Source organism: Nocardioides sp. YIM 152588 (genome assembly GCF_040191335.1).
GTDB lineage: Bacteria > Actinomycetota > Actinomycetes > Propionibacteriales > Nocardioidaceae > Nocardioides.
In genome coordinates this window covers 1-25,855 of record NZ_JBEGDJ010000034.1, presented here as the reverse complement: position 1 = coordinate 25,855, position 25,855 = coordinate 1, and the positions used below count along the sequence as shown (strand labels likewise).

Sequence of the window (25,855 nt, the reverse complement as noted above, 5' to 3'; positions counted from 1 at the left end):
ATTCCCCCCCACCTCCCGGCCGTGGCCACCCCGTCGCCGGCGACGGGGTGCCAGGATGCGGGCATGCTCGACGCGCGGGAGTGGACGGACCTGCTGGCCACGGCGGCCGACGACCTGACCGACGTCCTGGCCACCGGCGACCTCGGCGCGGCCGTGCCGGCCTGCCCCGGCTGGACGCTGGCCGACCTCGCCGACCACGTGCGCGGCGTCCACCTGTGGGCCGCGCACGCGATCACCGAGGGCGACCCGAAGGGCGCCGCGCCGCCGGTCGGGCACGCCCGCGACGAGCTGCTGCCGGCGTACCGGGCCGCGGCCGACCGGCTGCTGGAGGTGCTGCGCGGCACGGATCCGCACGCCGCCGCCTGGACCTTCGGCGCCGAGCACACGGCGTCGTTCTGGTTCCGCCGCCAGGTCCACGAGGTCACGCTCCACCTCTACGACGCGCTGGCCTCGCAGGGGCGCGCCGGGGAGTGGCGGATCGACCCGTCGCTGGCCTGGGACGGCGTCGCCGAGGTGACCGGGATGTTCTACCCGCGCCAGGTGCGGCTCGGCCGGACCGAGCCGATGGCCGGCACCCTGCGGCTCGTCGCGGAGGACCTCGACGAGACGCTCGACATCGGCGAGGGCGGGCCGTCGGGGACGGTGGCCGGCACCGCCCACGAGGTGCTGCTCGTGGTCTGGAAGCGGCTGCCGGCCACCGACGAGGTCGCGGCCGAGCTGCTCCGTACCACGGCCCTCACCCCCTGAACCCGGGACCGAGTCCCGAATCGACGGTCCGGACCGGCGCGGCGATGGCGCCGGTTGACACCGCTCACTACGGTGCAGAGCACCGACCCCCAACACCGGAGGAGACCGCCGTGCGGATCCGCCCTGCTCGAGTCGCCGCGCTGGCCGCGGCCACCGTCCTGATCGGAGGGGGCACCGCCGCTGCTCCCGTCGCCGGCTCGGCCGCCGGCGCCAGCCCCGCCGTCGAGGACTGCCCGCCGAGCGCAGCCCGCGTGAAGGCGGGCTCGAAGGCGGAGGAGCCGGCGCTGTACGCGGCCAAGGACGCCAAGAAGTACGGCGTGGTCAAGGACGCCCCGCGGATGGCGAACGGCTCGGTGACGATCGAGACCGTCTTCCACGTCGTCTCCGACGAGAAGCCCAGCGACCTCGACCGCACCCGCCTGGAGGGCATGATCGACGCTCAGGTGGACGTGCTCAACGCCTCCTTCTCCGGCCAGACGGCCGCGGACGCGGCCGACTCCCCGTTCCGGTTCGACCTGGTCGACACCACCTGGACGGTCGACCCGGCGTGGGCGCACCCGACGCCGGGCAAGGGCGAGAAGGAGATGAAGACCGCGCTGCGGGTGGGCGACTCCGAGACGCTCAACGTGTACGTCGCCGACATCGGCGGCGGCCTGCTCGGCTGGGCCTACTTCCCCAAGGGCTACAACAACGGCCGCGACTACCTGGACGGCGTGGTGATCCTCGACGAGTCGATGCCGGGCGGCACGGCCGACCCCTACAACGAGGGCGACACCCTGACCCACGAGGTCGGCCACTGGATGATGCTCGAGCACACCTTCGCCGGCGCCTGCTCGGCCAGCGGCGACGGCGTGGAGGACACCCCCCGCGAGGCGTACCCGCAGTTCTACTGCGAGGAGTCCGACAGCTGCCCGCAGCCGGGTCTCGACCCGATCCACAACTTCATGGACTACACCGAGGACTTCTGCATGGACCACTTCACCGAGGGCCAGGTGGACCGGATGAACGACGCCTGGATCGCCTTCCGCCAGGGCGGCGACGGGGGCAAGACCAACAGCGGCAACGGCAACGGCAACAACTGACCGCGTCGTACCGCACGCACGGCCCCGCCGGGACTCCCCGGCGGGACCGTGCGTCGTCTCAGCCGCGGGTCGGCGCCACGACCGCGCGGGCGCTGAGCTCGCCGGCCTCCAGCCGCCGGTACGCCTCGAGGCCCTCGTCGAGCCCGAAGACCTCCACGTCGGGCGTGATCCGGCCGGCCCGGTAGAGAGCGACGACCTCGTGGAGCTCCTCCAGCGTCCCCCAGTAGGTGCTGGTCATCTCCACCTCGTAGGGCACCCCGAAGAAGCTCCACTCGAAGCTGCCGTCGGCGATCCCGACGATCGTGACCCGGCCGCGGATCGCGACGCTCGCCATCGCCAGCGCGATCGTCGGCGCGGCGCCGACGAAGTCGAAGACCGCGTCCACGCCCTTCCCGCCGGTCAGCTCGCGGATCCGCTCGGCCTGCCCCTCGCCGCCGGGGACGGTCACCGCGCCGGCCTCCTCGGCGCGGCGCATCGCGTCCTCGCGCATGTCCGTCGCGATCACGGTCGCGCCGGTGAGCGCCTTCAGGATCTGCACGCCCATCTGGCCCAGTCCGCCGAGCCCGATCACCAGGGCGTGCTTCCCGCCGCCGGCCAGCTTCGGCAGCGCCAGCTTGATCGCGTGGTACGGCGTCAGGCCGGCGTCCGAGAGCGGCGCCGCGGCCACGGGGTCGGCGTCCCCGAGCGGGACCAGGTTGCGGGCGGGCACGGCCAGGTACTCGGCCATCCCGCCGTCGCGGCCCAGGCCGCTGGCCAGGTAGGGCATGGTCGCGGCGTTCTCGCAGTAGGTGTCCTGGCCACGCGCGCAGGCCGGGCAGCGGCCGCAGCCGATGGGCCCGTACACCAGGTAGGCCCCACCGACCTCGACCCCGGTCACGCCCTCGCCCAGCTCCTCCACCCAGCCGGAGTTCTCGTGGCCGAGCACGAACGGCGGAGGCATCTGCGGCGGCGCCGTCTCGGCGTCGAAGACGCGGAAGATCGTGATGTCGGAGTGGCAGGCGCCGGCACCGGCGACCTTGAGCAGGACCTCGCCGGGCCCCGGCGTCGGCTTCGCGACGTCCGTGAGGACCGGGTCGGACTGGAACTTCTCGAAGACGATGGCGCGCATGGGATTCCCTTCGACGGCGTTGTCGCGGGCCGACCTCCGGCTCTCGGTCCACGCTAGGTCGCCTCCCGGCCGGCCGACACCGCCGAAGGTCCCGGGATGTCACGGCCACCGGTGGTTGAGGTGCGAGCGAAGCGAGCCTCGAAACCACCACGACCCTCGGTTTCGAGGCTCGGCGCCGGGGCGCCTCGCACCTCAACCAGCGGGCAGCGCGCTCAGGCGGGGCGGCGGACCTCGAGGATCCGGAAGCCCTTGGCGCTGGCCGGCCGCTCGGTCGGGTAGCCCTGCTCGACCAGCCAGCGCTGCAGCGAGTCGGCGCCGAGGTTCTTGCCGACCACCATCACCGCCCGGCCGCCGGGGACCAGCCGCGGCAGCCAGGTGAGCAGCAGCGCGTGCAGCGCCTGCTTGCCGATCCGGATCGGCGGGTTGGACCAGATCTCGTCGAAGACGGCGTCGGCGGCGACGCCGTCGGGCTCGACGGCGGCGTACCGGTCGGCGACGCCGAGCGCCGCCGCGTTCTCGTTCGCCAGCAGCAGGGCGCGGCGGTTGACGTCGACACCGGTCACGATCGCACCCGGGGCCGCGACGGCGCAGGCGAGCCCGATGACGCCGTACCCGCAGCCGAGGTCGAGGATCCGCCCGCCGGCCGGCGGCTCGGTCTCCCGGAACAGCACGGCGGTGCCGACGTCGAGGCGGCCGCGGGCGAAGACGCCGGAGCCGCTGGTCAGCTCCAGGTCCAGGTCCCAGACCGCCGCGCGGACCGGCACCCGCTCGAACGGCGCCGCCGGGTCGGCGGAGAAGTAGTGGTCCTCGGCCTCAGCCATGCGTCTCCTCCTCGGTACGCCGGGCGGAGGTGAGCAGGACCCGGGCGGCGAGGTCGGCGTCGTCGGGGTAGCCCACCTCCTCCAGGGTCAGCCCGTGTGCGTGCACCACCACGACGCCGGGGTCGCGCCGCCGGCCGGCCAGGATCTCGGCCGCCCAGGCGGGCTCGCGGCGCCCCTCCCCCACGGCGATCAGGCAGCCGACCAGCGCGCGGACCATCGAGTGGCAGAACGCGTCGGCCCTGACGTGGCCGACAGCGATCCCGTCCGCGTCGCGCGACCAGCGCAGCTCCTGGAGCGTGCGGATGGTGGTCGCGCCCTCGCGCTGCTTGCAGAACGCCGCGAAGTCGTGGAGGCCGACGAGGCCCGCGGCGGCCTCGTTCATCGCGTCCAGGTCGAGCGCGCGCGGCCACGCCAGCACGTGGCGGCGGCGCAGCGGGTCGACCAGCTCCGGACGGTCGGCGATCCGGTAGGCGTAGCGCCGCCAGAGCGCGCCGAACCGGGCGTCGAAGCCCTCGGGCGCGACGGTGAGGGCGTGGATGCGCAGGTCCGGGTCGAGGACGCCGTTCAGGCGGCGGGTGACCGGCTCCAGGCTGTCCGGCAGCCGGTCGACGACCTCGGCCGGCAGGTCGCAGTGGGCGACCTGGCCGCGGGCGTGGACCCCGGAGTCGGTGCGCCCGGCGCAGGTGACCTGCAGGGTGCCGGCCGGCACCCGCAGCACCGTGTGCAGCGCGGCGGTGAGCTCACCCTGGACCGTGCGGAGCGCGGGCTGGCTGGCCCAGCCCTTGAAGTCGGTGCCGTCGTAGGCGAGGTCGATCCGGATCCGCACCGCCGCAGCCTACGGCTCCGCGTGCTTTGCGGCACGACGGCGGGGCGCCGCGCACGCATCGTCGGGGGCATCACATAGGTTCGGCGGCGTGGCCATGGAGACCTCACCGGAGAAGCCGGCACCGGTCCGGCAGATCGCGAACGCGATCTCCGGCTGGGTGGACCGGCTGGGCGTGGTGTGGGTCGAGGGCCAGGTCGCCCAGGTCAGCCGCCGCCCCGGGCTGGGCACGGTCTTCCTGACGCTGCGCGACTCGGTCGCCGACGTCTCGATCACGGTGACCTGCTCGCGGGTGCTCTTCGACGGCCTGGAGCCGCCGGTGGTCGAGGGCGCCAGCATCCTGATCCAGGCCAAGCCGTCGTTCTACGCCAACCGCGGCACGCTCTCCCTCCAGGCCCGCGACCTGCGGATGGTCGGGCTCGGGGAGCTGCTGGCCCGCCTCGAGCGCCGCCGCCAGCTGCTCGCCGCCGAGGGGCTCTTCGCCGCCGAGCGCAAGCGGCCGCTGCCGTTCCTGCCGCGCAGGGTCGGCCTGGTCACCGCCCACGGCTCGGCCGCCGAGCGCGACGTCGTGGAGAACGCGAGCCGCCGCTGGCCCGGCGTGACCATCGAGCCGGCGTACGCGACGATGCAGGGCTCCCGCTCGGCCGCCGAGGTGATCGAGGCGGTACGACGCCTGGAGGCCCGCGACGACGTCGACGTGATCGTGATCGCGCGCGGCGGAGGCTCCGTGGAGGACCTGCTGCCCTTCTCCGACGAGGGGCTGGTGCGGGTGGTCGCGGCGGCGCGCACCCCGGTGGTCTCGGCGATCGGCCACGAGCCCGACACCCCGCTGCTGGACCTCGTCGCCGACGTCCGCGCCTCGACGCCGACCGACGCCGCGAAGCTGATCGTGCCCGACATGGCCGCCGAGGCCGCCGGGCTGGAGCACGCCCGGGCGCGGCTGCGCCGGGCGCTGGCCGGCTGGATCGCGCACGAGCAGACCCGGCTGGACGGGCTGCGCTCGCGTCCCGCGATGGCCGACCCCCGCGTGCTCCTCGACGCCCGGACCGCCGAGCTGGACGGCTTCCGCGACCGGATGCGCCGCACCCTCGGCCACCGCCTGGACCGGGCCGCCGACGACATCGGCCACCACCGCGCCCGCGCCCGCGCGCTCTCCCCGCTGGCCACCCTGCAACGCGGCTACGCGGTGCTGCAGGACGCCGACGGCCACGTCGTCACGAGCGTCGCGGGCGTCGCGGCCGGCGCGCCGATGAGCGTCCGCGTCGCCGACGGCCGCATCCACGTCACCACCACCGGCACCACCACCGCGACCGAGGAGTCCGATGAGCAGCAGTGAAGAGACCGAGCTCTCCTACGAGGCCGCGCGGGCCGAGCTGGTCGAGGTGGTCGCGGCACTGGAGGGCGGCGGCACGACGCTGGAGGAGTCGCTGGCGCTGTGGGAGCGCGGCGAGCGGCTGGCCACGATCTGCCAAGACTGGCTCGACGGCGCCCGCGAGCGACTGGACCTGGTGATCGCCGGCGACGCGGCCACGGACGACGACGCCGACGAGGACTGACGGCCCGACCGGTGGTTGAGGTGCGAGCGACGCGCGCCCTACCGTGAGGCAGGCGCTCCGCCCGCATCCCACCCCGGAGGCACCGATGAAGGTAGCCAGGCCCGTCGCAGTCGTCCTGGTCGGCCTGGTGGCCCTCGCGGCCCCGCCGCCCGCGCAGGGCGCGGAGGACACCACGCCCCCGGCGATCGCGGCCAACGACGCGGCGGCGTTCGTGGTGGGCAGCACGATCAACGCGAGCGACCCGACGATCAACGACACGTTCGACCGGTACACGACCGTCCGGCAGCGGCTCCGGTGGACGGTCACCGACGACTCCGGGAGCCTGTGCGCGTTCGACCTCTACCGCGCGGCGAACGAGGGCTACTCGCCCGGCGACGTCGACGAGCTCGACTACTACCGCCACCTGCTGTCGACGCCGAGCCAGCGACCGACACCCTGGCCGGGCGAGTACGTGGACACGATCGACGACTACGACGGCGCGCTGGGCAGCGGCGGCGACGCCCCCCGCGCCTGGGTGATGACGGCCGAGGACTGCTCCGGCAACACGTCGCGGTTCGACATCGTGATGTTCCGGGAGCTCAGCGTGCTCCAGGAGGACAACACCTACGCGACCGACTACCAGGGCTGGGGCACCACGGACCCGGGCAGCCTGAGCTACACCGGCACCTGGCGGAAGGTCTCCTGCGCGTGCGCGTCCGGAGCGGCCATGCGGAGGACCCGGGCCCGCGGCGCCTCCGTCACCTTCACCCGTACCTACGAGCGCGACGACCACGTCGCGCTCGTCATGGCGAAGGGTCCGAGGCGCGGTGCCGCCGACGTCTACGTGGACGGCGTCAAGCGGGCCACGGTCCGCACGCACGCGGCGAAGGTGCGGAACCGCGTCGTGGTCTTCGACCGGTGGATGCCGGCCGGCACCCACACGGTCCGGGTCGTCAACAGGGCCACGCGCGGCCATCCGCGGATCGACCTGGACGCCGTGCTGACCAACTAGGTGCGGCCCGTCGAGCCCTCCCAGCCGGTCGAGCCCGTCGAGACCCTCAGCCCCGGGCGACCTCGTCCCGCGTGAGCAGGTCGACGACCTGCTGCAGGTCCTCGGCCGGCGCGGAGCCGTAGACGAGCACGGCGGTCTCGCCGATCTCGACCGCGTAGCCGGTGTCGCCGCCCTCGTCGACGTACCCGTCCCACTCCGGGGCCAGGGCGTCGGCGGCGCCGCTGCTGTAGGCGTCGGTCTCGGTGGCGTCCTCGTCGACCCACCGGCGCACCAGGGCGGTGTCGGAGGAGTCCTCCTGCCGGATCCCGACGAAGTCCCCGTCGGCGGTCAGCAGGCGCAGGCCGAACACGTCCTTGTCCTCGTTGTCGAGGTCGACACCGGTCGCGGTCCACCCCTCGGGGAGCTCGCTCGGGTACGTGGCGGTCACCCCCGCGTCCTGGGCGGCGGCGACGGAGCCGAGGTAGTCGATGTCCTCCGGCTCGTAGACCGGCGTCTCCCGGAACAGTCCGGTGAACCAGAACAGGGCACCGAGGCCCAGGACCGTGACCACCAGCGAGACGACCAGCCCCGCGGTCGAGCGCTGGTAGCGGCCGGGCTTGCCGGCGGGCTGCGGGGTCGGCGTGGTCTCGGTGCTCATCGCCCGCCATTGTCCCCGACGCCGCCCACGCCGACCAAAGGGGCGCAGATGCCGGACGATCCGCCACCAACCAGATGCATCCGCGTTCCGATACCGGTGACAATCCGTCGCAGATGCGACACGCTGGGGGCATGACCGACTACCGCGTGGCCGAGGCGGCCGAGATCCTCGGCGTCAGCACGGACACGGTGCGCCGCTGGATCGAGGGCGGCCGGGTGCCCAGCCGCAGCGCCGACGGCCGCACGGTCGTGGGCGGCGTCGACCTGGCGGCGTTCGCCGCCTCGCTTGCCGACGAGGACGAGCGCACCCGCACCCGTGCGGACGCCGTCAGCGCCCGCAACCGCATGTCCGGCATCGTCACCAAGGTCGTCAAGGACACCGTGATGGCCCAGGTCGAGATGGTGTGCGGCCCGTACCGCGTCGTCTCCCTGATGAGCTCCGAGGCCGCCACCGACCTCGGCCTGGAGCCCGGCGTCCGCGCCATCGCCTCGGTGAAGTCCACCAACGTCGTCGTCGAGCGGCACTGAGGCGGCCGCACCCGATGCCCCGCCACCACCGGATCGCCCGCGCCCTCGCCGCGCTGCTCGCGCTCGGCACCGCGCTCTCGGGACTCGCCGGGTGCGCCGCCGCCGAGCCCCTGCGCGTGCTCGCCGCCGCCAGCCTCACCGACGTCTTCGGCGAGCTCGCCACCGACTTCGAGGACGAGCACGGCGTCGAGGTCGCCCTCTCCTTCGGCTCCTCCACCGACCTCGCCGAGCAGGCCGCCGACGGCGCCCCCGGCGACGTGCTGGCCACCGCCGACACGGCGTCGATGGCCGTCGCCACCGCCGCCGGAGCGGCCGCCCACCCCAGGCTCCTCGCCACCAACGTGCTCGTGATCGTGACCCCGCCGGGGAACCCGGCCGGCGTCACGTCCCTCGACGACCTGGCCGGCACCACGTGGGTGCGCTGCGCCGACGAGGCGCCCTGCGGGCGCGTCGCCACCGCGGTGCTGGCGGACCACGGCGTGGAAGCCGAGCCGGCCAGCCTCGAGGTCGACGTCCGGGCCGCGCTGGACAAGGTGACCTCCGGCGAGGCCGACGCCGCCCTCGTCTACGCGACCGACGCGGCCGCAGCGGGCGCGGCGGTGGAGACCGTGACGGTCCCGGGCGCGGCACGCGAGCGGACGACGTACGAGGTCGCGGAGCTCGACCAGAGCACCGACCCCGAGCTCGCGAGGGCGTGGGTCGACCTGGTCACCGGCGCCACCGGGCGGGCGGCCCTGCGACGGGCGGGGTTCGCGCTCCCATGACCGCGCGGACCGCAGACCCCCTCGGCCGGGTGCCGGTGGCACTGGTCGTTCCGGCCGCGCTCGCGGTGGCGCTGCTGCTGGTGCCGCTCGCCGCGATGGTCGCCGCCGCCGACCCGGCCGCGATCCTCGACGCCCTGCGCTCCCCCGCGCTGCAGGACGCCCTGTGGCTCTCCGTGCTCACCTCGACGCTCGCCATGCTGGTCTGCCTCGCGCTCGGGCTGCCGCTCGCCTGGCTGCTCGCCCGCGTCGCGTTCCGCGGGTGCCGCCTGGTCCGGGCCCTGGTCACCGTGCCGATGGTGCTGCCGCCGGTGGTCGCCGGCATCGCGCTGCGCGAGGCGTTCGGCCGCGGCGGGCTGCTCGGCGCCCCGCTGCTGGGCGCCACCGGGTTCGCCTTCCCCTACACGACCTGGGGCGTCGTGCTCGCCCACGTCTTCGTCTCCCTGCCGTTCGTGGTGATCAGCATCGAGGGCGGGCTGCGCTCCGCCGGGCAGGAGTACGACGCCGCCGCGGCCACGCTCGGTGCCTCCCGGTGGACCACCTTCCGCCGGGTCACCGTCCCGCTCGCGCTGCCCGGCATCGCCGCCGGGATGGTCCTCGGCTGGGCCCGCTCGCTGGGCGAGTTCGGGGCCACCATCACCTTCAACGGCAACTACCCGGGGACCACCCAGACGATGCCGACGCTGATCTACGTCGCCCGCCAGGCCGACGGGGACACCGCGCTCGCGCTGAGCCTGGTGATGCTGGCGGTCTCCATCGGGATCCTGGTGGCGCTGCGCGACCGCTGGCTGGTGCCGGGATGAGCGGGACGCCCGGCGAGCTGGCGGTCCGCGTCGCCGTACCGGGCCGCCTCGACCTCGCGTTCGACGTGCCGCGGGGCGCCGTGATCGCGGTCGTCGGGCCGAACGGCGCCGGCAAGTCGACGCTGGTCCAGGCCCTGGCCGGGCTCCAGCCCGCCACCGGGTCGGCGCTGATCGACGGCACCGACCTGCTCGCACTGCCGCCCCAGCGACGCCGCGTCGGGCTGGTCTTCCAGGACCGGCGCCTCTTCCCCCACCTGTCCGCCCGCGAGAACGTCGCGTTCGGCCCCCGCTCCCGCGGCGTCCCGCGTGCCGAGGCGCGCGCCGCGGCGCAGGACTGGCTGGACCGGCTCGGCGTCGGCGACCTGGCCGAGCGCCGCCCCGGCGAGCTCTCCGGCGGCCAGGCGCAGCGCGTCGCGATCGCCCGGGCGCTGGCCTGCGAGCCGGAGCTGCTCCTGCTCGACGAGCCGTTCGTCGGCCTCGACGTCGGCGTCGCCGCGGCGCTGCGGATCGAGCTCGCGCAGCACCTCGCGGACTTCGGCGGCACCACCTTCCTGGTCACCCACGACGCCCTCGACGCGCTCACCCTGGCCGACCACGTCCTGGTGCTCGACCACGGCCGGCTGGAGCAGGCCGGGCCGCCCGCGGAGGTCGCCGCCCGGCCGCTGACCGAGCACGCCGCGCGCATGGTCGGACTCAACGTCATCCGCGAGCGGACCCGGATCCGGGCGTTCCCGCCCTCGGCGGTCTCGGTCTCGCTGCACCAGCCGGAGGGGTCGGCGCGCCACCGGTGGCAGGGCGTCGTCCGCAGCGCCGCCCCGCACGGCGACGCGATCCGGCTCCGGATCGACCTCCCCGGCGGCCCGCAGACCGGTCCGCAGACCGGCCGGCCGGCCGTCGGGGAGCGGTCGCTGATCGCCGACGTCACACCCTCCGCGACCCGGGACCTGGCGCTGTCGCCGGGCCGCCCGGTCTGGGCCGCGGTGAAGGAGACGGCCATCACGTCGTACGACGTGCCGGCGGGCGCCGGTTAGTATTCGCCCCATGACCGACGCCTTGGCCGTGGAACCGCCCGCCCCCGACCGGAACCTGGCCCTGGAGCTGGTCCGGGTCACCGAAGCCGCCGCGATGGCCGCAGGCCGATGGGTCGGGCGCGGCGACAAGAACGGCGCCGACGACGTCGCGGTCCAGGCGATGCGGGTGATGATCTCCACCATCGGCATGGACGGCACCGTCGTCATCGGCGAGGGCGAGAAGGACAACGCCCCGATGCTCTACAACGGCGAGTCCGTCGGCGACGGCACCGGCCCCGCCTGCGACGTCGCGGTCGACCCGATCGACGGCACCACCCTGACCGCCAAGGGCATGACCAACGCCGTCTCCGTGCTCGCCGTCTCCCCGCGCGGCTCGATGTACGACCCGTCCGCCGTCTTCTACATGGAGAAGCTCGTCACCGGCCCCGAGGCCGCCGACGTCGTCGACATCCGCTACCCGGTCGCCGAGAACATCCACCAGGTCGCCAAGGCCAAGGGCTCCAACCCCTCCGACGTGACCGTGGTCCTGCTCGACCGCCCCCGCCACAGCCAGCTGGTCGACGACATCCGCGCCACCGGCGCCCGGATCAAGTTCATCTCCGACGGCGACGTCGCGGGAGCGATCATGGCCGGCCGCCCCGACACCGGCATCGACCTGCTGATGGGCGTCGGCGGCACGCCCGAGGGCATCATCACCGCCTGCGCCATGAAGTGCATCGACGGCGTCATCCAGGGCCGCCTGTGGCCGACCGACGACGAGGAGCGCCAGCGCGCCATCGACGCCGGCCACAACCTCGACCCCGACCACGTCCTCACCACCGACGACCTGGTCACCGGCGACGACTGCTTCTTCGTCGCCACCGGCATCACCGACGGCGAGCTGCTCAAGGGCGTCCGCTACCGCGCCGGCGGCGCCGTCACCCAGTCCCTGGTGATGCGCTCCCGCAGCGGCACCACCCGGACGATCACCTCCGAGCACCGGCTGAGCAAGCTGCGGAGCTTCTCGAGCATCGACTTCGACTAGCTGGGATGGCGCGAGCGCGTCTCCGCTTCGCTCCGCCGCGCTGCCGCGCGCGCCGTCGGCCGGCGCGGTGGTCGCGCGCCGCTGGCGGCTTGCCGCGGCTGCGCGCGGGGAAGCGCCGCTCGCGCCGTCCGGTCGCTCCTTCGTCGCTCCCTCCCGGCTCTCGCCGCGCGTTCCCCGCGGTCGCAGCCGCCATTCCGCCGAACCGGGGCTTGAGGCAGGCCGAACCGGGGCTTGAGGCAGGCCGAACCATGGCTTGGGGCAGGCCGAACCGGGGCTTGAGGCGCGTCAGGAGAGGGCGCGCCACCGAGGCGCGGGAGAACGGCGGGTCAGGCGGTGGCGCCGCCGGCGACCAGCCCGTCCTCGGACGCGGCCGACGCGGGCGCCTGGAGGACGAGGGCCTCGTGGACCAGGGCGATGGTCTTCGGGTCCACGACCAGGCCGACGTGCGAGCCCTTGACCTCGATCGCCCGACCCTCGGGGTCGATGCAGGCGCGCCAGTCGACGATCCCGTCGCCCTTGGAGTAGATGTTCGTCATCGACACGCCCTGCAGCGGCTGCTGGCTCTCGGTGAAGCTCGCCTCCGCGCACGAGCCGCCGACGCACTCCGCCGACATCACCCCCGGTACGCCGACGCTGCTGAGCTTGCTGAGCAGGCGCACGCCGCCGCTGAGCACCCGGTGGTGCGCGGCGGGGGCACGCATCGGCGAGCCCAGCGTGACGATGCCGGAGACGAGGTCGGGTCGGCGGACCGCCAGCCCGCGGGAGATCATGCCGCCGAGGCTGTGCCCGACGAGCTGGACGCGGGTGCCGCGGCGCTCGGCGATCTCCTCGAGCCTCTCCTCGACCAGGGCCGCCGCGTCGAGGACGCAGCCGACGTTGGCGTGGATGCCGGAGCGGTAGGTGCGGAAGCCGGCATCGCGCAGCCCGCGGGACATCGCGGTCAGCGTCCAGTCACCGGCGAGGAAGCCCGGCACCAGCAGCACCGGGTCGGGCGCGCGGGTCACGGCCCGCCGCGCGTAGGAGGTACGACGCCGGGTCCGCCGCGCGCTCGAGCGGTGCACCGCGAGCCGTCCGGCCTCGGCGGCCAGCGTGCCCTCGCGCAGCAGGGCGGCCAGAGGGGGACGTGAGAAGCCCTCCGGCATCAGGAACCCTGCCATGATCTGCGTCACATCAGTCATGTTACGTGCTAGAAACACAAACTGTTGGAAATTGTCTGCAAACTGGACATGTGACCAACGAACCCCCAACCTCGGCGGAGCTCATCGCGCCGCTCAGCCACGGGGTCGACCTCTGCTACCAGACCTTCGGCGACCCCGGCGACGAGCCGCTGCTGCTGATCATGGGGCTGGGCGGGCCGATGACCTGGTGGGACGTCGACCTGTGCCACCGCCTGGTCGAGCGCGGCTTCTACGTGATCCGCTACGACAACCGCGACACCGGCCGCTCGACCCGGCTCGAGGCCGGCGTCGGCCCCCAGCACGTGGCGCGCGCCTTCCTCACCGGCCGCACCGCAGCAGCGCCGTACTCGATGGCCGACCTGGCCGCCGACGCCGCCGGACTGCTCGACCACCTCGGCATCCCCGCCGCGCACCTGGCCGGGGTGTCGATGGGCGGCATGATCGCGCAGACCCTGGCGCTGGCCGCCCCCGAGCGGGTGCTCAGCCTGACCAGCGTCATGTCCACCACCGGTCGGCGCAGCGTGGGTCGCCAGCACCCCTCGCTCCTGCCCCTCCTGCTGACGCCGCGCGGAGGTGGCCGCGACGCCTACGTGGCCGCCAGCATCAAGGTGTGGCGCGCGATCAGCTCGCCGGGCTTCCCCGCCACCGAGGAGCACCTGGCCGAGCGGGCGGCGCTCACCTACGAGCGCGGCTACGCACCCGAGGGGGTGCTGCGCCAGATGATGGCGATCCTGACCCAGCCGGACCGCACGGCCGCGCTGGGCACGCTGCGGATGCCGGTCCTGGTGCTGCACGGCCTGGCCGACAAGATGGTCCACGTCTCCGGCGGCCGCGCGACCGCGGCGGCGGTCCGCGGGTCCGAGCTGATCCTCATCAACGGGATGGGCCACGACCTCCCGCCGACGCTCTTCGAGTCCTTCGCCACGGCGATCCGGCGCAACGCCGACCGGTCGCGCGCCGACCGGCACCGCGCCTGAGACGCCGGCGCCACGACCCCGGGGCCCCGCCCGGCTGGACAAACCCACCCCTCCTATACAAATGTGGCTTATGTCACACTTGTAACGGCGTGGACCTGGCCGCCCCGGTCAAGACGGAACGGGGACACCGGCGGCGGCCCGCCCCACCACCCGTCCGGCGCAGTATCGGGAGCTACCTGCGTCGGACGGGTGCTGGCGCGCCCGCGGCACCCCGAGGATCAGGGCCGACCTCGGTCGGCGAACGCCTCCGCGACGCCGCCGCCCAGGCCGGTCAGCAGCAGCGACCACAGCAGGAGGCGTGCCTTGACGGGCGGCAGCCACCCCGCGCCCACCGCACCACGCGCGAGGAGGTCGACCTCGGAGCCCGGGTAGCCGTACATCGCGCGGCCGGTGGGACCCGAGCCGGTCCGCGACGCGAAGACCACCGGCATCACGGCGGCGGCCCGGCCGACCGCCTCGGCCATCGCGGCCGACACGTGGCCCGCACCGAAGCCGGCGACCACCACGCCGTCGGCCCGGCCCGTCTCGGTGAGCACGTCGAGCAGCGCGCCGCCGTCGCCGAGGTGGGTGCCGACCAGCGCGACCCGCGGCAGGCCCGCCACCGGCATCGGGTCGGGCAGCGCCAGCCGCGCCGGGTGGCGGACCGTGGCGCCGTACACGGTGGCACCCTCGACCACGCGTCCGACCGGGCCGAACACCGGCGAGCGGAAGGCGCCCGTCGAGATCGAGTCCGTCTTGGCCACCCAGCGCGCCAGGTGGATCTGGTCGTCGAACGCGACCAGGACGCCTCGGCCGCGGGAGTCCGGCGCCGCCGCGCAGGTCACCGCCGCGACCAGGTTGGCGGGCCCGTCCGCGCCCGGCGCCTGCGGCGAGCGCATCGCGCCGGTGACCACCAGGGGCTCGGGCAGGTCCCAGAACAGGTCGAGCAGGTACGCCGACTCCTCCAGCGTGTCCGTCCCCTGGGTCAGTACGACGCCGGCGGCGCCGCCCGCGACCGCGGCCCGCGCCCAGGCCAGCGCGGAGAGCACGATCGACTCGTCCAGCGACCCGCTCGGCAGCATGGCCAGCGTCTCCGCGCTCAGGTCCGCGAGGGTGGCCAGGCCCGGCACGGCCGCGGTGAGGTCCGCGGCGCTCAGGCTCGGCGAGACGGCGCGGCCGTCGGCGGACGTCATCGCGATCGTCCCGCCGAGCGCTCCGACGGCGATCCGCGGCAGGTCGGGCGCGCTCACCGCGGCACCCCGGCCACCAGCCCCCGACAGGTCTCCAGCAGGCGGGCCCGCTCCTGCGCGGCCAACGGCACCTCCAGCAGCTCGAGCCAGCCGGTCAGGTCGACGGGGCTGATCCTGCGGTGCTGCGTGGGCTCGCCGGCGCGGCGCACCGTGACGGAGTCGTGGGTGAGCGTGACGTGCCGGTCGGGCAGGTAGCGGGCCACCATCAGGCCGGACCTGAAGTGGGAGGTGGGGAACGTGCTCGTGTAGTGGTGCCCGACCACGGGGTCGATCGGGTGCACCGGCAGCGCGTCGACGGAGTGGAGCCGCTGCCACCCGCCGTCCCGCATCCGGTGCAGCTCCCACCCCTCGGGGGCCGCGGCCACGCGGCTGCGCCAGCCGTAGTGGTCGGCCTCGACGCCGTCGCTGAGCGGGATAGGCCGGATCAGGCTCATCCCGAACCCGGGGTCGCACAGCCACCAGCGGTCGGCCAGCCGGACCGCTACCGTCATGTGCGTGCGGGCGCCGACGGCGGGCGTCCCGGTGTCGACGCGGCCGAGGTGCCGCCGTACCTCGTAGCCGAGCCTCTCCAGCACGGCCGCGAAGAGCGTCGCGTGCTCGAAGCAGTAGCCGCCCCGCCCGCGCCCGAGGAACTTCTCCTGCACCTGCGCAAGCCCGACGCCGGGGTGCTGCCCGAGCAGCACGTCGATGTTGTCGAACGTGAAGGTGCGCACGTGCGCCTCGTGCAGCGCGCCCAGCTCGATCAGGTTCGGCGCCGTCCGCTCGGGACCACGCAGCACGCCGACCCGGTCGAGGTAGGCGCCGAGGTCGAGGTCGGCGGTGTGCCAGGGGTCGAGCGGCGGGTGGTCGGGCACCCGGTCAGCCTAGTGGCCGGCCCCCGCCGACCCGTCTGCCCGTGGCCGGGTCGTGTGCCTGACGCCCTCCCACAGCGCGTTGTGAGGCACACGACGCCCACCGCGAGACGCTCACAGACGGCTCACAGGAAGGACAGGCGTCGCACCCAGGCTCGTCTGGCGCAATGAGGGAGTACGTTCACCGACCGTTTCCTGGGAGTTCGCCCGATGTCCTACCCGCTCATCGCAGCCGACCTGTTGGCCCTCGCCGTCCTCGTCTTCGGCCTCTTCTGGCACCGGGACGGGCGTCGCGAGCTCGTGGTCGCCTACCTGACGGTCAACATCGGCGTCCTCGGCGTCACCATGGCCCTCTCCAGCGCCACCATCGGCGCGGGCCTCGGCCTCGGCCTGTTCGGCGTGCTGTCGATCATCCGGCTGCGTTCCGAGGAGCTCGCCCAGCGTGAGATCGCCTACTACTTCGCCGCGCTCGCCCTCGGCCTGCTCGGCGGCCTGGCGCTCTCCCCGACCTGGCTCGGCTGGGCGCTGATGGCGGCGATCGTGGCCGCCGTCGCGATCGGCGACCACCCGTCGGTCTCGCCGCGCACGAGCACGAGCCAGATCCGCCTGGACCGCGCGTACGCCGACCACACCGAGGTCACCGCCCACGTCGAGCGGCTGCTGGGCACCGAGATCCTGAGCGTCGACATCGTCAAGCTCGACCTGGCCGACGACACCACCCTGGTCCGGGTCCGCAGCCGCGCCGCACGACCGAGCGGCCAGGCCGCCCCGGGCACCGTCGACCAGGTGGCCGGCCGATGACCGCGCTCGCCGTCCGGACCGTGACCACCGACCCCGTCAACGCCCTGGAGCCGATCGCGCTCGACGACCTCGTCGCCACCGCCGCGCTGCTGACCCGGGTGGACCGCAAGTACGTCGTACCGCTGGCGACGCTCGACGCGATCCTCGCGGAGCTGCCCGCCGGCGCCCGGGCGCTCGAGATCGACGGCAGCCGGTCCATGCGGTACCGGTCGGTCTACCTCGACACCCCCGGCCTGGACAGCTTCCACGCCGCCGGCCGCAGCCGCCGCCGGCGCTGGAAGGTCCGGACCCGCGAGTACCTCGACACCGGCGCCAGCTTCCTCGAGGTCAAGACCCGCGGCGGCCGCGGCACGACGGTGAAGGAACGCGTCGCGCACGCCGCCGCGCACGCCCCGGCCGGCAAGGGCGAGCGGCTGGTGACGGACCGGATCGGCGCCGACACCGCCGCGTCGCTGCGGCCCACGCTGGAGACCACGTACCGGCGCAGCACCCTGCTGCTGCCGTCGGGCGCCCGCGCCACCATCGACCGCGACCTCTCGGTCCGCTCGCTGCTCGCCGACCGGTCCGCCTCCGCCCAGCGGGTGGCGATCGTCGAGACCAAGTCCGGGGCCACCCCCGGCGAGCTCGACCGGCTGCTGTGGCAGCACGGGCTGCGCCCCGTCCGGATCTCGAAGTACGGCGCCGGCCTCGCCGCCCTGCACCCCGAGCTGCCGCGGATGAAGTGGCACCGCGCGCTCGACCACCACCTCGACCTGCCCCGACCCATCGCTCCCCGCGTCTGACCGCGAACCACCAGGAGACCCCGTGAAGAAGCTCGTCCGTGCCACCGCCACCGCCGCCGTCAGCGCGGTGGCCCTGCTCTCCCTGTCCGCCTGCTCCACCGACGCCGCCGAGACCGCGGCCGACACCGGCTCGGACACCGCCGCGACCAGCACCGCCGCCTCGGGCGACGCCCAGGAGCTGGCCCGCGGCAGCAGCAACTACGTGACCACCCTGGAGGACACCCACGCCGACGCCGACGACGGCGAGTACGACGCCGCCGACGCCACGACCATCGCGCTGAAGGATGGCGGGAGCAGCGTCGACGGCGAGGGCGCCGAGGTCGACGGCGACGTCGTCACCATCACCGACCCGGGCACCTACCTGGTCTCCGGCACGCTCAGCGACGGCCAGCTCGTCGTCGACTCCGAGGCCGACGGCAAGGTCCGGATCGTGCTGGACGACGCCGACATCACCTCGGCCTCCACCTCGCCGCTGTGGATCGTGGAGGCCGACGAGGCCGTGCTGATCCTGGCCGACGGCAGCAGCAACACCCTGGCCGACTCGAAGGCCTCCGGCGAGGACGACGAGGAGGACGACGCCCCGAACGCGACGATCTACTCGAAGGCGGACCTGACCATCGCCGGCTCCGGCTCGCTCGACGTGACCGGCGCCAGCGCCGACGGCATCACCAGCAAGGACGGCCTGGTCATCCTCGACGGCGAGATCACCGTCGACGCGGCCGACGACGCCATCACCGGCAAGGACTACCTGGACGTCGAGGGCGGCACCATCACCGTCACCGCCGCGGACGACGGGCTCAAGTCCGACAACGAGGACGAGGCCGACCTCGGCTCGCTGGCGGTCAACGGCGGCACCATCACCGTCGAGGCCGGCGACGACGGCCTCAAGGCCGAGGGCGCGCTCACCATCAACGACGGCAGCGTCACGGTCACGCAGTCGGAGGAGGGCATCGAGGCCGCCGACATCGTGATCGCCGGGGGGACGATCGACGTCACGTCGAACGACGACGGGATCAACGTCGCGGGTCCGGACGTGCTGACCGACGCCACGGCGACCAGCACCGACACCAGCACCGACAGTGACACGGACACCGGCGACGCCCAGCCCGCGGCCGACGGCGAGCGCCCCGAGCCCCCGAGCGACGGCCAGATGCCCGAGCGCCCCGAGGGCGACATGGGCGAGCGTCCCGAGGGCGGCCCCGGCGGCGAGATGGGCGGCGACATGGGCGGCGGTCCCGGCGGCATGGGCGGCGAGTCCGACACCGGTGGCGTGCTCACCATCAGCGGCGGCGACATCACCGTCACCGCGGACGGCGACGGCCTCGACTCCAACGGCTCGCTCGCGATCACCGGCGGCACCCTGGTGGTCAACGGCCCCGAGTCGTCGGGCAACGGCGCGATCGACGTCAACGGCAGCTACGTCATCGACGGCGGCACCGTGTACGCCGGCGGCAGCGCCGGCATGCTCGAGTCCCCCGACGCCGGGTCGGGCCAGGCCTGGCTGGTCGCCACGCTGAGCGGCACCGTCACCGCGGGCAGCACGATCGAGGTCCAGGACGCCGACGGCGACACGGTCGGCACCTTCACCGCGACCAAGGCGACCGCCGCCCTCGTGGTCTCCGCGGCCGACCTGGCCGACGGTGAGACCTACACGCTGGTGGTCGACGGCGCCGAGGTCGGCTCCGCCACCGCGGGCGAGTCCACCGGCGGCGGCATGGGCGGCGGTCCGATGGGCTGAGCCCGAGTCGGCACAAACTGACAGGCAGAGGCGCGAGTCGGCAGAAAGTTTCTGCCGACTCGCGCCGTGCGGTCTGGACCGGCCCGTCAGTTTCGGCCGACTCGCGCCTCACCGCGCCAGCGGGGCCGCCCGGTCGAGCCCGCCCAGCTTCTCGGGGTTGCGCATGATGTAGACCCGGCTGACCAGGCCGTCCACGACGTCCACGCTCACCACCGCGTCCAGGCGGCCGGAGTCGTCGATGCGGGCGCCGGGTGCTCCGTTGACCATGGCCGGCTCGATCACCATCGACGGAGCCATCGCCCGGAACCGGCTCAGCAGGAAGCCGACCTTCTCGGCGCCCAGCACCGGGTGCCGGACCGCGGGCACGAGGCCCCCTCCGTCGGCCACCAGCACCACGTCGGGGGCGAGCACGTCGAGCAGGCCCTGCAGGTCGCCGCCGTCGGCCGCTGCCAGGAATCGCTCGACCACCGCCCGCTGCTCGTCGCGCTCCACCGCCACCCGGGGCCGCCGGGCGGCGACGTGCGCCCGCGCCCGGCGCGCGATCTGGCGGACCGTGGCGGGCGACTTGCCCACCGCGTCGCCGATCTCGTCGTACGGGACGTCGAAGACCTCCCGCAGCACGAAGACCGCCCGCTCCGCCGGCCCCAGGGTCTCCAGCACGGTCAGCATCGCGATCGAGACGCTCTCGGCCAGCTCGATGTCCTCGGCCACGTCGCGGCCGGTCAGCAGCGGCTCCGGGAGCCACTCCCCGACGTACTCCTCCCGCCGCCGGGAGAGCGACCGCAGCCGGTTGAGCGCCTGCCGGGTGACCGTGCGGACCAGGTAGGCGCGGGGGTCGCGCACCTCCGCGCGGCCACCGCCGCCGAGCCCCTCCCAGCGCAGCCACGACTCCTGCACCACGTCCTCGGCGTCGGCGGCGGAGCCGAGCATCTCGTAGGCGACGGTGAACAGCAGCCCGCGGTGGGCCACGAACGGCTCGACGAGAGCACCGGCGTCCGGGTCGCTCATGCGTCCGACGGTACGCCGCCGGTCGCCGAGTGCGGACGCTCAGCGAGCGGCGCGAGCCCGCAGGCCGCCGCGAAGCCCTCGGACTCGATCCCCAGTGCGATGTTGGAGCGGGTGGTGAGGTTCGCGAACCCGATCACCGTGGTCAGCTCCAGCAACGCCTCGGGCCCGAGCTGGTCGAGCAGGCTCGCCACCATCTCGTCGGTCACCGTGGGCGGCGTCTGGCTCGCCGCCTCCGCGTAGCCCAGCACCTCGCGCTCCAGCGGGGTGAACGCCGTCGACTCCCGCCAGCGCGGCACCTCCCGGGCCTTGTCCAGGTCGAGGCCCTCGTGGTGGGCCATGAAGTAGTTGTAGTCGAGGCACCACGAGCAGCCGACGTACGACGCCACGGCCATGTGCGCGAAGGCCTTGAGGCCCGCGTCGCAGCGGTCGAGCCGCTGGATCCTCTGGCCCAGGCCCATGCTCGCCCTGAGCACCGGCTGGTGGTGCCACATGACGCCGAGCGACTCGGGCACCCGCCCGAGCATCCGGGTCGCGAACCGCTTCACCAGCGCGCCGTACAGGCCGGTGATCTCCTTCGGGGGGACTCGCGTGCTCATCTCTCTCCTCCTCGTTCACATCCGCCCCACCGCTCGGCGGGGTCACCCATCCAGACACCGGCCACGAATCGGCTGTGACACACGCGGCGGTTATCCTCCCGAGTTGTGGCTGAAGCAGAGTTCCGGTACAGCGACCTCCTCCCCACCGGCAAGGACGACACCCCTTACCGGCTGATCACCACCGAGGGCGTCGAATCCGTCGAGGGCCCGGACGGCCGGACCTTCCTCAAGGTCTCCCCCGAGGCGATCCAGAGGCTGACCGCCGAGGCGATGCACGACATCAGCCACTACCTGCGCCCGGCGCACCTGCGGCAGCTGCGCAAGATCATCGACGACCCGGAGGCGTCCGGGAACGACCGCTTCGTCGCGCTCGACCTGCTCAAGAACGTCAACATCTCCGCCGGCGGCGTGCTGCCGATGTGCCAGGACACCGGCACCGCGATCGTGATGGGCAAGAAGTCCGAGGGCGTGCTCACCGGCGCCGACGACGCCGAGGCGGTCAGCAGGGGCGTGTACGACGCCTACACCAAGCTCAACCTGCGCTACTCCCAGCTCGCGCCGCTGACGACGTACGAGGAGAAGAACACCGGCACCAACCTGCCGGCGCAGATCGAGATCTACTCCACCCCCGAGTCGTCGGGGAAGCCGGAGTACAAGTTCCTCTTCATGGCCAAGGGCGGCGGCTCGGCCAACAAGTCGTTCCTGTTCCAGGAGACGAAGGCGATCCTCAACCCGAAGCGGATGCTGACCTTCCTCGACGAGAAGATCCGCTCGCTCGGCACGGCCGCCTGCCCGCCTTACCACCTGGCGATCGTGATCGGCGGCACCAGCGCCGAGTTCGCGCTGAAGACCGCGAAGTACGCCTCGGCGCACTACCTCGACAACCTCCCGACCGAGGGCTCGATGGACGCCCACGGCTTCCGCGACCTCGAGCTGGAGGAGGAGGTCTTCAAGCTGACCCAGTCCTTCGGCATCGGCGCGCAGTTCGGCGGCAAGTACTTCTGCCACGACGTCCGCGTCGTCCGACTGCCCCGCCACGGCGCCTCCTGCCCCGTGGCGATCGCGGTCTCCTGCTCGGCGGACCGCCAGGCGCTCGGCAAGATCACCGCCGAGGGCGTCTTCCTCGAGCAGCTCGAGATGGACCCGGCCCACTACATGCCGGAGGCGGGCGTGGCCGAGGACATCTCCGGCGGCGAGGTGGTCGAGGTCGACCTGAACCGCCCGATGGACGAGATCCTCGCCCAGCTCTCGCAGTACCCGGTGAAGACCCGGCTCTCGCTGACCGGCCCGCTGGTCGTGGCCCGCGACATCGCCCACGCCAAGATCCAGGAGCGCCTGGACGCCGGCGAGGAGATGCCGGACTACATGAAGAACCACCCGGTCTACTACGCCGGCCCCGCCAAGACGCCCGAGGGCATGGCGTCCGGCTCCTTCGGCCCGACCACCGCCGGCCGGATGGACTCCTACGTGAAGTCGTTCCAGGCCGCCGGCGGCTCGATGGTGATGCTCGCCAAGGGCAACCGCTCCAAGCAGGTCACCGAGGCCTGCGACCAGTACGGCGGCTTCTACCTCGGCTCCATCGGCGGTCCCGCCGCCCGGCTGGCCCAGGACTGCATCAAGAGCCAGGAGGTGCTCGAGTACCCCGAGCTCGGCATGGAGGCGGTCTGGAAGATCGAGGTCGAGGACTTCCCGGCCTTCATCGTGGTCGACGACAAGGGCAACGACTTCTTCACCGACCCCTCGGGCGAGGTCGTCGTGCCCGTCACCGGCATCCGCGTGCGTTCCAAGGAGTGACCCGGAGGACCTGCCGCCTCGGCACCCGGGCGCACGAGCCGCACGCGCGGCCGCAGCGCACCCGGGTGGCCCGGCACTCCCCCGCGCGGCGGCGCGCGCAGCCGGCGCGGCGGCTCCGGCGTACGTCGACGCGCCGGTGGTGCTGGTAGCGGCCACCGGCTCCGCGCCCGGCTCGCGCCTAGAGTCGACGGCATGAGTGAGTTCCGCATCGAGCACGACTCCATGGGCGAGGTCCGCGTCCCCGCCGACGCGCTCTGGGGCGCACAGACCCAGCGGGCGGTGGAGAACTTCCCGATCAGCGGTACGCCGATCGAGCCCGCGCTGATCCACGCCCTGGGCCGGGTGAAGGCGGCCGCCGCGGTGGCCAACACCGGCCTGGGCGTGCTGGACGAGGAGCGCGGCGCGGCGATCCTGACCGCTGCCCGGAGCGTCGCCGCGGGCGAGCTGGACGCCCACTTCCCGATCGACGTCTTCCAGACCGGCTCCGGCACCTCGTCGAACATGAACGCCAACGAGGTGATCGCCACGCTGTGCTCCCGGGCCGGCGTGGACGTGCACCCCAACGACCACGTGAACGCCTCCCAGTCCAGCAACGACACCTTCCCCACCGCGATCCACGTCGCCGCGGCGACCGCGGTCGTCGACGACCTGCTGCCGGCGGTCGGCATCCTCGCGGCCTCCCTGGAGGCCAAGTCCGACGAGTTCGGCGGCCTGGTGAAGTCCGGGCGCACGCACCTGATGGACGCGACGCCGGTGACGCTCGGGCAGGAGTTCGGCGGCTACGCCGCCACGGTCCGGTACGCCGCCGAGCGGCTCGACGCCGTGTTGCCGCGGGTGCGCGAGCTGCCCCTGGGCGGCACCGCGGTCGGCACCGGGATCAACACTCCCGCGGGGTTCGCGCCCGCCGCGATCGAGGCGCTGAGCGCGGCCACGGGGCAGCCGTTCACGGAGGCCCGCGACCACTTCGAGGCCCAGGCGACCCGCGACTCGCTCGTCGAGCTGTCCGGCGTGCTGCGGACCGTCGCCGTCGGGCTGACCAAGATCTGCAACGACCTGCGCTGGATGGGCTCGGGCCCGACGACGGGGCTGGCGGAGATCCACCTGCCCGACCTGCAGCCCGGCTCCTCGATCATGCCGGGCAAGGTGAACCCGGTGCTGCCCGAGGCGACGCTGATGGTCTGCATGCAGGTGATCGGCAACGACGGCGCGGTCACCGCGGCCGGCTCGAGCGGGTCCTTCGAGCTCAACGTCGCGATGCCCGTCCTGGCGCGCAACGTGCTGGAGTCGGTGCGGCTGCTGGCCGCGGCGATGCGGGCCCTCGCGTCCCGCTGCGTGGACGGCATCGCGGCGGACGCCGAGCGGATGCGGCGCTACGCGGAGTCCTCCCCCTCGGTCGTCACGCCCCTCAACCGCTACATCGGCTACGAGGAGGCCGCGAAGGTCGCCAAGCGGGCGCTGGCCGACGGGGCGACGATCCGCGAGACGGTCCTGGCGATGGGGTACGTCGACCGCGGCGACCTCTCCCTCGAGCAGCTCGACGCGGCGCTCGACGTGGAGTCGATGACGCACCCCTGACTGCCACGCGGCCGGTGGTTGAGGTGCGAGCGCAGCTGACCGGCCGGTGGTTGAGGTGCGAGCGCAGCGAGCCTCGAAACCACCGGCCGGCGGCGCCTGTCGGGACCTAGCTGCGCTCCTTGCCCGTCACCGTCTCGGCGACGCCGATCAGGAGCACGGCCGCCACCACGGCGAGGATGAAGCCGAGGATGTTCAGCTCCCAGATGTCGCCGGTCCCGAAGAACTGGGCGATGAGGCCGCCGATCACGGACCCGACCAGGCCGAGGCCGAGGGTCGCGAGGAGGCCGAGGTTCTGCTTGCCGGGCTTGAGGAGGCGCGCCAGCGCGCCGATGATGAGGCCCGCGATGAGGAATCCGATCATGCGGACCACCTACCCGCGCCGGCGCCGCGGAAACGCGGCGCGCGTCGGCAGAAAAGTTCCTGCCGACTCGGCGTCTCAGTACCAGCCGGTGGCCTGGCTGTGGCCCCAGGCGCTGCACGGGCTGCCGTAGCGGTCCTGGATGTAGCCGAGACCCCACTTGATCTGGGTGACCGGGTTGGTCGCCCAGTCGGCGCCCGCCGAGGCCATCTTGGAGCCCGGCAGCGCCTGCGGGATGCCGTAGGCGCTCGAGGACGGGTTGTCGGCGTACGGGTTCCAGTTGGACTCGCGGGTCCACAGCGAGTCGAGGCAGCCGAACTGGGAGCTGCTGAACCCGAACTCGGCGAGCAGCGCCCGGGCGATGTCGCGCGGGTCGGAGTCCGACAGCGAGCGGCTGTCGGTCATCGCCGCCGGCTCGCTCGCGACCAGGCTGGCCTGCTTGGCAGGGTCGGCCTCACCGCGCTGGTCGGACCGGGAGAGCACCGGGGCCCGCTCCGCGGTCACGGTCTCCTCCGGCGGGATGACCACGTCGCTCAGGTCGGCCGCCACGGTCGAGGCGCCGCCGCCGCCCGCACCGCTGCCCAGCACACCGGCGCCCACCGACACCCCGGTCACCGCGGCGGCGACCGTAGAGAGCAGCACCGCGTGGCGGGCGGCCTTCTTCGGCGTCTCCTTGATGTGGGCGTGACGGGGCGTCCCGCGGTGTCTGGGCGCAGGCTTGACAGGCTTCGACAAGAGTTCGTTCCAGGGCTCGACGACGGGGAGCAGCCGCCTCCGAGTGGACCCGACATCGTTGTCGGCGCCGCTGGCGACCGGTCCACCATGCCTGACGGCACGGCGCCGTGCAAACTGAACCACCGAGAATCCACCCCCTTTGTGGCGCGGTGTGTCGACACTCACCACATCGGCACCGCGCGGCGCCGGCTGTAGGGGGCGGCATGAAAAATGCCAGAGGGCCATCACCGTGTGGTGATGGCCCTCTGGGGAATGTTTGTCCGGCGGCGTCCTACTCTCCCACAGCCTCTCGGTTGCAGTACCATCGGCGCTGGCAGGCTTA

Annotated in this window: 27 protein-coding genes; 16 read left to right on the top strand and 11 right to left on the bottom strand. The window is 73.7% G+C overall.

What is annotated here, in order from left to right:
* Nucleotides 1–63 precede the first annotated feature (63 nt).
* Together ABLM29_RS15465 and ABLM29_RS15460 are read left to right on the top strand one after the other, a co-directional pair.
* Nucleotides 64–747: a maleylpyruvate isomerase family mycothiol-dependent enzyme gene (locus tag ABLM29_RS15465; protein WP_349715058.1), complete on the top strand. Its 684-nt coding sequence runs from the start codon at nt 64–66 to the stop codon at nt 745–747.
* A 110-nt stretch (nt 748–857) separates the two neighbouring features.
* Nucleotides 858–1,829 carry a zinc metalloprotease gene (locus tag ABLM29_RS15460; RefSeq protein WP_349715056.1) on the top strand — a complete coding sequence of 324 codons (972 nt, stop codon included), beginning with the start codon at nt 858–860 and terminating at the stop codon, nt 1,827–1,829.
* A gap of 58 nt (nt 1,830–1,887) precedes the next feature.
* Here the strand turns inward: ABLM29_RS15460 and ABLM29_RS15455 are convergent, their stop codons facing one another.
* From ABLM29_RS15455 to truA, 3 genes are all read right to left on the bottom strand, one after another.
* Nucleotides 1,888–2,937 (bottom strand): NAD(P)-dependent alcohol dehydrogenase, encoded by a 1,050-nt coding sequence (locus ABLM29_RS15455; protein WP_349715054.1) that lies wholly within the window; start codon nt 2,935–2,937, stop codon nt 1,888–1,890.
* Between the two features lie 212 nt (nt 2,938–3,149).
* Nucleotides 3,150–3,758: a class I SAM-dependent methyltransferase gene (locus ABLM29_RS15450; RefSeq protein ID WP_349715052.1), complete on the bottom strand. Its 609-nt coding sequence runs from the start codon at nt 3,756–3,758 to the stop codon at nt 3,150–3,152.
* A complete protein-coding gene (gene truA, locus ABLM29_RS15445; protein WP_349715051.1) occupies nt 3,751–4,584 on the bottom strand; it encodes a tRNA pseudouridine(38-40) synthase TruA in 834 nt (277 codons plus the stop codon). The genes ABLM29_RS15450 and truA overlap by 8 nt, the downstream gene beginning before the upstream one ends.
* Before the next feature lie 88 nt (nt 4,585–4,672).
* Here truA and xseA point away from each other — a divergent pair, with 88 nt between their 5' ends.
* From xseA to ABLM29_RS15430, 3 genes are all read left to right on the top strand, one after another.
* Nucleotides 4,673–5,917 (top strand): exodeoxyribonuclease VII large subunit, encoded by a 1,245-nt coding sequence (xseA, locus tag ABLM29_RS15440; RefSeq protein WP_349715049.1) that lies wholly within the window; start codon nt 4,673–4,675, stop codon nt 5,915–5,917.
* Complete coding sequence (locus ABLM29_RS15435) at nt 5,904–6,137, top strand: exodeoxyribonuclease VII small subunit (RefSeq protein ID WP_349715047.1); 234 nt, start codon at nt 5,904–5,906, stop codon at nt 6,135–6,137. The genes xseA and ABLM29_RS15435 overlap by 14 nt, the downstream gene beginning before the upstream one ends.
* An 85-nt stretch (nt 6,138–6,222) precedes the next feature.
* Nucleotides 6,223–7,128: a hypothetical protein gene (locus ABLM29_RS15430; protein WP_349715046.1), complete on the top strand. Its 906-nt coding sequence runs from the start codon at nt 6,223–6,225 to the stop codon at nt 7,126–7,128.
* 46 nt (nt 7,129–7,174) lie between these two features.
* Here the strand turns inward: ABLM29_RS15430 and ABLM29_RS15425 are convergent, their stop codons facing one another.
* On the bottom strand, nt 7,175–7,765 hold the full coding sequence (locus ABLM29_RS15425) for a DUF4245 family protein (RefSeq protein WP_349715044.1): 591 nt from the start codon (nt 7,763–7,765) through the stop codon (nt 7,175–7,177).
* A gap of 131 nt (nt 7,766–7,896) precedes the next feature.
* On the opposite strand from ABLM29_RS15425, the gene ABLM29_RS15420 reads away from it, so the two are divergent.
* The 5 genes from ABLM29_RS15420 to glpX are packed head-to-tail and all read left to right on the top strand — an operon-like array spanning nt 7,897 to nt 11,911.
* Entirely contained in the window at nt 7,897–8,292 is a 396-nt protein-coding gene (locus ABLM29_RS15420) for a TOBE domain-containing protein (RefSeq protein ID WP_349715042.1), read from the top strand.
* Between the two features lie 14 nt (nt 8,293–8,306).
* Entirely contained in the window at nt 8,307–9,056 is a 750-nt protein-coding gene (gene modA / locus ABLM29_RS15415; RefSeq protein WP_349715040.1) for a molybdate ABC transporter substrate-binding protein, read from the top strand.
* Nucleotides 9,053–9,856, top strand: coding sequence for an ABC transporter permease (locus ABLM29_RS15410; RefSeq protein ID WP_349715039.1), 804 nt, complete (start codon nt 9,053–9,055; stop codon nt 9,854–9,856). The genes modA and ABLM29_RS15410 overlap by 4 nt, the downstream gene beginning before the upstream one ends.
* A complete protein-coding gene (locus ABLM29_RS15405; protein WP_349715037.1) occupies nt 9,853–10,887 on the top strand; it encodes an ABC transporter ATP-binding protein in 1,035 nt (344 codons plus the stop codon). Before ABLM29_RS15410 ends, ABLM29_RS15405 begins: the two co-directional genes overlap by 4 nt.
* Nucleotides 10,888–10,897: 10 nt before the next feature.
* A complete protein-coding gene (gene glpX / locus ABLM29_RS15400; protein WP_349715036.1) occupies nt 10,898–11,911 on the top strand; it encodes a class II fructose-bisphosphatase in 1,014 nt (337 codons plus the stop codon).
* A gap of 326 nt (nt 11,912–12,237) precedes the next feature.
* Here glpX and ABLM29_RS15395 read toward each other — a convergent pair whose 3' ends face one another.
* Nucleotides 12,238–13,080: an esterase/lipase family protein gene (locus ABLM29_RS15395; RefSeq protein ID WP_349715035.1), complete on the bottom strand. Its 843-nt coding sequence runs from the start codon at nt 13,078–13,080 to the stop codon at nt 12,238–12,240.
* Nucleotides 13,081–13,139: 59 nt separating this feature from the next.
* On the opposite strand from ABLM29_RS15395, the gene ABLM29_RS15390 reads away from it, so the two are divergent.
* Nucleotides 13,140–14,066, top strand: a complete 927-nt coding sequence (locus tag ABLM29_RS15390) for an alpha/beta fold hydrolase (RefSeq protein ID WP_349715033.1) — start codon at nt 13,140–13,142, stop codon at nt 14,064–14,066.
* 218 nt (nt 14,067–14,284) lie between these two features.
* Here ABLM29_RS15390 and ABLM29_RS15385 read toward each other — a convergent pair whose 3' ends face one another.
* The gene (locus ABLM29_RS15385) at nt 14,285–15,295 is read right to left on the bottom strand and encodes an asparaginase (protein WP_349715032.1); all 1,011 of its coding nucleotides are present in this window, start codon (nt 15,293–15,295) and stop codon (nt 14,285–14,287) included.
* Entirely contained in the window at nt 15,292–16,149 is an 858-nt protein-coding gene (locus tag ABLM29_RS15380; RefSeq protein ID WP_349715031.1) for an arylamine N-acetyltransferase family protein, read from the bottom strand. The genes ABLM29_RS15385 and ABLM29_RS15380 overlap by 4 nt, the downstream gene beginning before the upstream one ends.
* A gap of 207 nt (nt 16,150–16,356) precedes the next feature.
* Between ABLM29_RS15380 and ABLM29_RS15375 the strand changes: the two genes are divergently transcribed.
* Genes ABLM29_RS15375 through ABLM29_RS15365 form a run of 3 tightly spaced genes read left to right on the top strand, consistent with a single transcriptional unit; the run spans nt 16,357 to nt 19,467 of the window.
* On the top strand, nt 16,357–16,947 hold the full coding sequence (locus ABLM29_RS15375; RefSeq protein WP_349715030.1) for a DUF4956 domain-containing protein: 591 nt from the start codon (nt 16,357–16,359) through the stop codon (nt 16,945–16,947).
* Nucleotides 16,944–17,729: a polyphosphate polymerase domain-containing protein gene (locus tag ABLM29_RS15370; RefSeq protein ID WP_349715028.1), complete on the top strand. Its 786-nt coding sequence runs from the start codon at nt 16,944–16,946 to the stop codon at nt 17,727–17,729. The genes ABLM29_RS15375 and ABLM29_RS15370 overlap by 4 nt, the downstream gene beginning before the upstream one ends.
* A 22-nt stretch (nt 17,730–17,751) precedes the next feature.
* Nucleotides 17,752–19,467, top strand: coding sequence for a carbohydrate-binding domain-containing protein (locus ABLM29_RS15365; protein ID WP_349715027.1), 1,716 nt, complete (start codon nt 17,752–17,754; stop codon nt 19,465–19,467).
* A 108-nt stretch (nt 19,468–19,575) separates the two neighbouring features.
* Here ABLM29_RS15365 and ABLM29_RS15360 read toward each other — a convergent pair whose 3' ends face one another.
* Both ABLM29_RS15360 and ABLM29_RS15355 read right to left on the bottom strand, forming a co-directional pair.
* On the bottom strand, nt 19,576–20,475 hold the full coding sequence (locus ABLM29_RS15360; protein WP_349715025.1) for an RNA polymerase sigma-70 factor: 900 nt from the start codon (nt 20,473–20,475) through the stop codon (nt 19,576–19,578).
* Nucleotides 20,472–21,071 (bottom strand): carboxymuconolactone decarboxylase family protein, encoded by a 600-nt coding sequence (locus tag ABLM29_RS15355; RefSeq protein WP_349715024.1) that lies wholly within the window; start codon nt 21,069–21,071, stop codon nt 20,472–20,474. Before ABLM29_RS15355 ends, ABLM29_RS15360 begins: the two co-directional genes overlap by 4 nt.
* Before the next feature lie 105 nt (nt 21,072–21,176).
* Here ABLM29_RS15355 and ABLM29_RS15350 point away from each other — a divergent pair, with 105 nt between their 5' ends.
* Together ABLM29_RS15350 and ABLM29_RS15345 are read left to right on the top strand one after the other, a co-directional pair.
* On the top strand, nt 21,177–22,865 hold the full coding sequence (locus ABLM29_RS15350; RefSeq protein WP_349715022.1) for a fumarate hydratase: 1,689 nt from the start codon (nt 21,177–21,179) through the stop codon (nt 22,863–22,865).
* Nucleotides 22,866–23,057: 192 nt separating this feature from the next.
* Nucleotides 23,058–24,440 carry a class II fumarate hydratase gene (locus ABLM29_RS15345; RefSeq protein ID WP_349715020.1) on the top strand — a complete coding sequence of 461 codons (1,383 nt, stop codon included), beginning with the start codon at nt 23,058–23,060 and terminating at the stop codon, nt 24,438–24,440.
* Nucleotides 24,441–24,546: 106 nt separating this feature from the next.
* Here ABLM29_RS15345 and ABLM29_RS15340 read toward each other — a convergent pair whose 3' ends face one another.
* On the bottom strand, nt 24,547–24,801 hold the full coding sequence (locus tag ABLM29_RS15340; protein WP_349715019.1) for a GlsB/YeaQ/YmgE family stress response membrane protein: 255 nt from the start codon (nt 24,799–24,801) through the stop codon (nt 24,547–24,549).
* Between the two features lie 75 nt (nt 24,802–24,876).
* A complete protein-coding gene (locus tag ABLM29_RS15335) occupies nt 24,877–25,533 on the bottom strand; it encodes an aggregation-promoting factor C-terminal-like domain-containing protein (protein ID WP_349715017.1) in 657 nt (218 codons plus the stop codon).
* Between the last annotated feature and the right edge of the window lie 322 nt (nt 25,534–25,855).

What these genes read in the sequence shown, in the direction of transcription:
- ABLM29_RS15465 (WP_349715058.1), top strand. Translation starts at nt 64, where the DNA reads ATGCTCGACGCGCGGGAGTGGACGGACCTGCTGGCCACGGCGGCCGAC.
- ABLM29_RS15455 (WP_349715054.1), bottom strand. Translation starts at nt 2,937, where the DNA reads ATGCGCGCCATCGTCTTCGAGAAGTTCCAGTCCGACCCGGTCCTCACG.
- ABLM29_RS15450 (WP_349715052.1), bottom strand. Translation starts at nt 3,758, where the DNA reads ATGGCTGAGGCCGAGGACCACTACTTCTCCGCCGACCCGGCGGCGCCG.
- ABLM29_RS15435 (WP_349715047.1), top strand. Translation starts at nt 5,904, where the DNA reads ATGAGCAGCAGTGAAGAGACCGAGCTCTCCTACGAGGCCGCGCGGGCC.
- ABLM29_RS15430 (WP_349715046.1), top strand. Translation starts at nt 6,223, where the DNA reads ATGAAGGTAGCCAGGCCCGTCGCAGTCGTCCTGGTCGGCCTGGTGGCC.
- ABLM29_RS15425 (WP_349715044.1), bottom strand. Translation starts at nt 7,765, where the DNA reads ATGAGCACCGAGACCACGCCGACCCCGCAGCCCGCCGGCAAGCCCGGC.
- ABLM29_RS15420 (WP_349715042.1), top strand. Translation starts at nt 7,897, where the DNA reads ATGACCGACTACCGCGTGGCCGAGGCGGCCGAGATCCTCGGCGTCAGC.
- modA (WP_349715040.1), top strand. Translation starts at nt 8,307, where the DNA reads ATGCCCCGCCACCACCGGATCGCCCGCGCCCTCGCCGCGCTGCTCGCG.
- ABLM29_RS15410 (WP_349715039.1), top strand. Translation starts at nt 9,053, where the DNA reads ATGACCGCGCGGACCGCAGACCCCCTCGGCCGGGTGCCGGTGGCACTG.
- ABLM29_RS15405 (WP_349715037.1), top strand. Translation starts at nt 9,853, where the DNA reads ATGAGCGGGACGCCCGGCGAGCTGGCGGTCCGCGTCGCCGTACCGGGC.
- glpX (WP_349715036.1), top strand. Translation starts at nt 10,898, where the DNA reads ATGACCGACGCCTTGGCCGTGGAACCGCCCGCCCCCGACCGGAACCTG.
- ABLM29_RS15375 (WP_349715030.1), top strand. Translation starts at nt 16,357, where the DNA reads ATGTCCTACCCGCTCATCGCAGCCGACCTGTTGGCCCTCGCCGTCCTC.
- ABLM29_RS15370 (WP_349715028.1), top strand. Translation starts at nt 16,944, where the DNA reads ATGACCGCGCTCGCCGTCCGGACCGTGACCACCGACCCCGTCAACGCC.
- ABLM29_RS15360 (WP_349715025.1), bottom strand. Translation starts at nt 20,475, where the DNA reads ATGAGCGACCCGGACGCCGGTGCTCTCGTCGAGCCGTTCGTGGCCCAC.
- ABLM29_RS15355 (WP_349715024.1), bottom strand. Translation starts at nt 21,071, where the DNA reads ATGAGCACGCGAGTCCCCCCGAAGGAGATCACCGGCCTGTACGGCGCG.
- ABLM29_RS15345 (WP_349715020.1), top strand. Translation starts at nt 23,058, where the DNA reads ATGAGTGAGTTCCGCATCGAGCACGACTCCATGGGCGAGGTCCGCGTC.
- ABLM29_RS15340 (WP_349715019.1), bottom strand. Translation starts at nt 24,801, where the DNA reads ATGATCGGATTCCTCATCGCGGGCCTCATCATCGGCGCGCTGGCGCGC.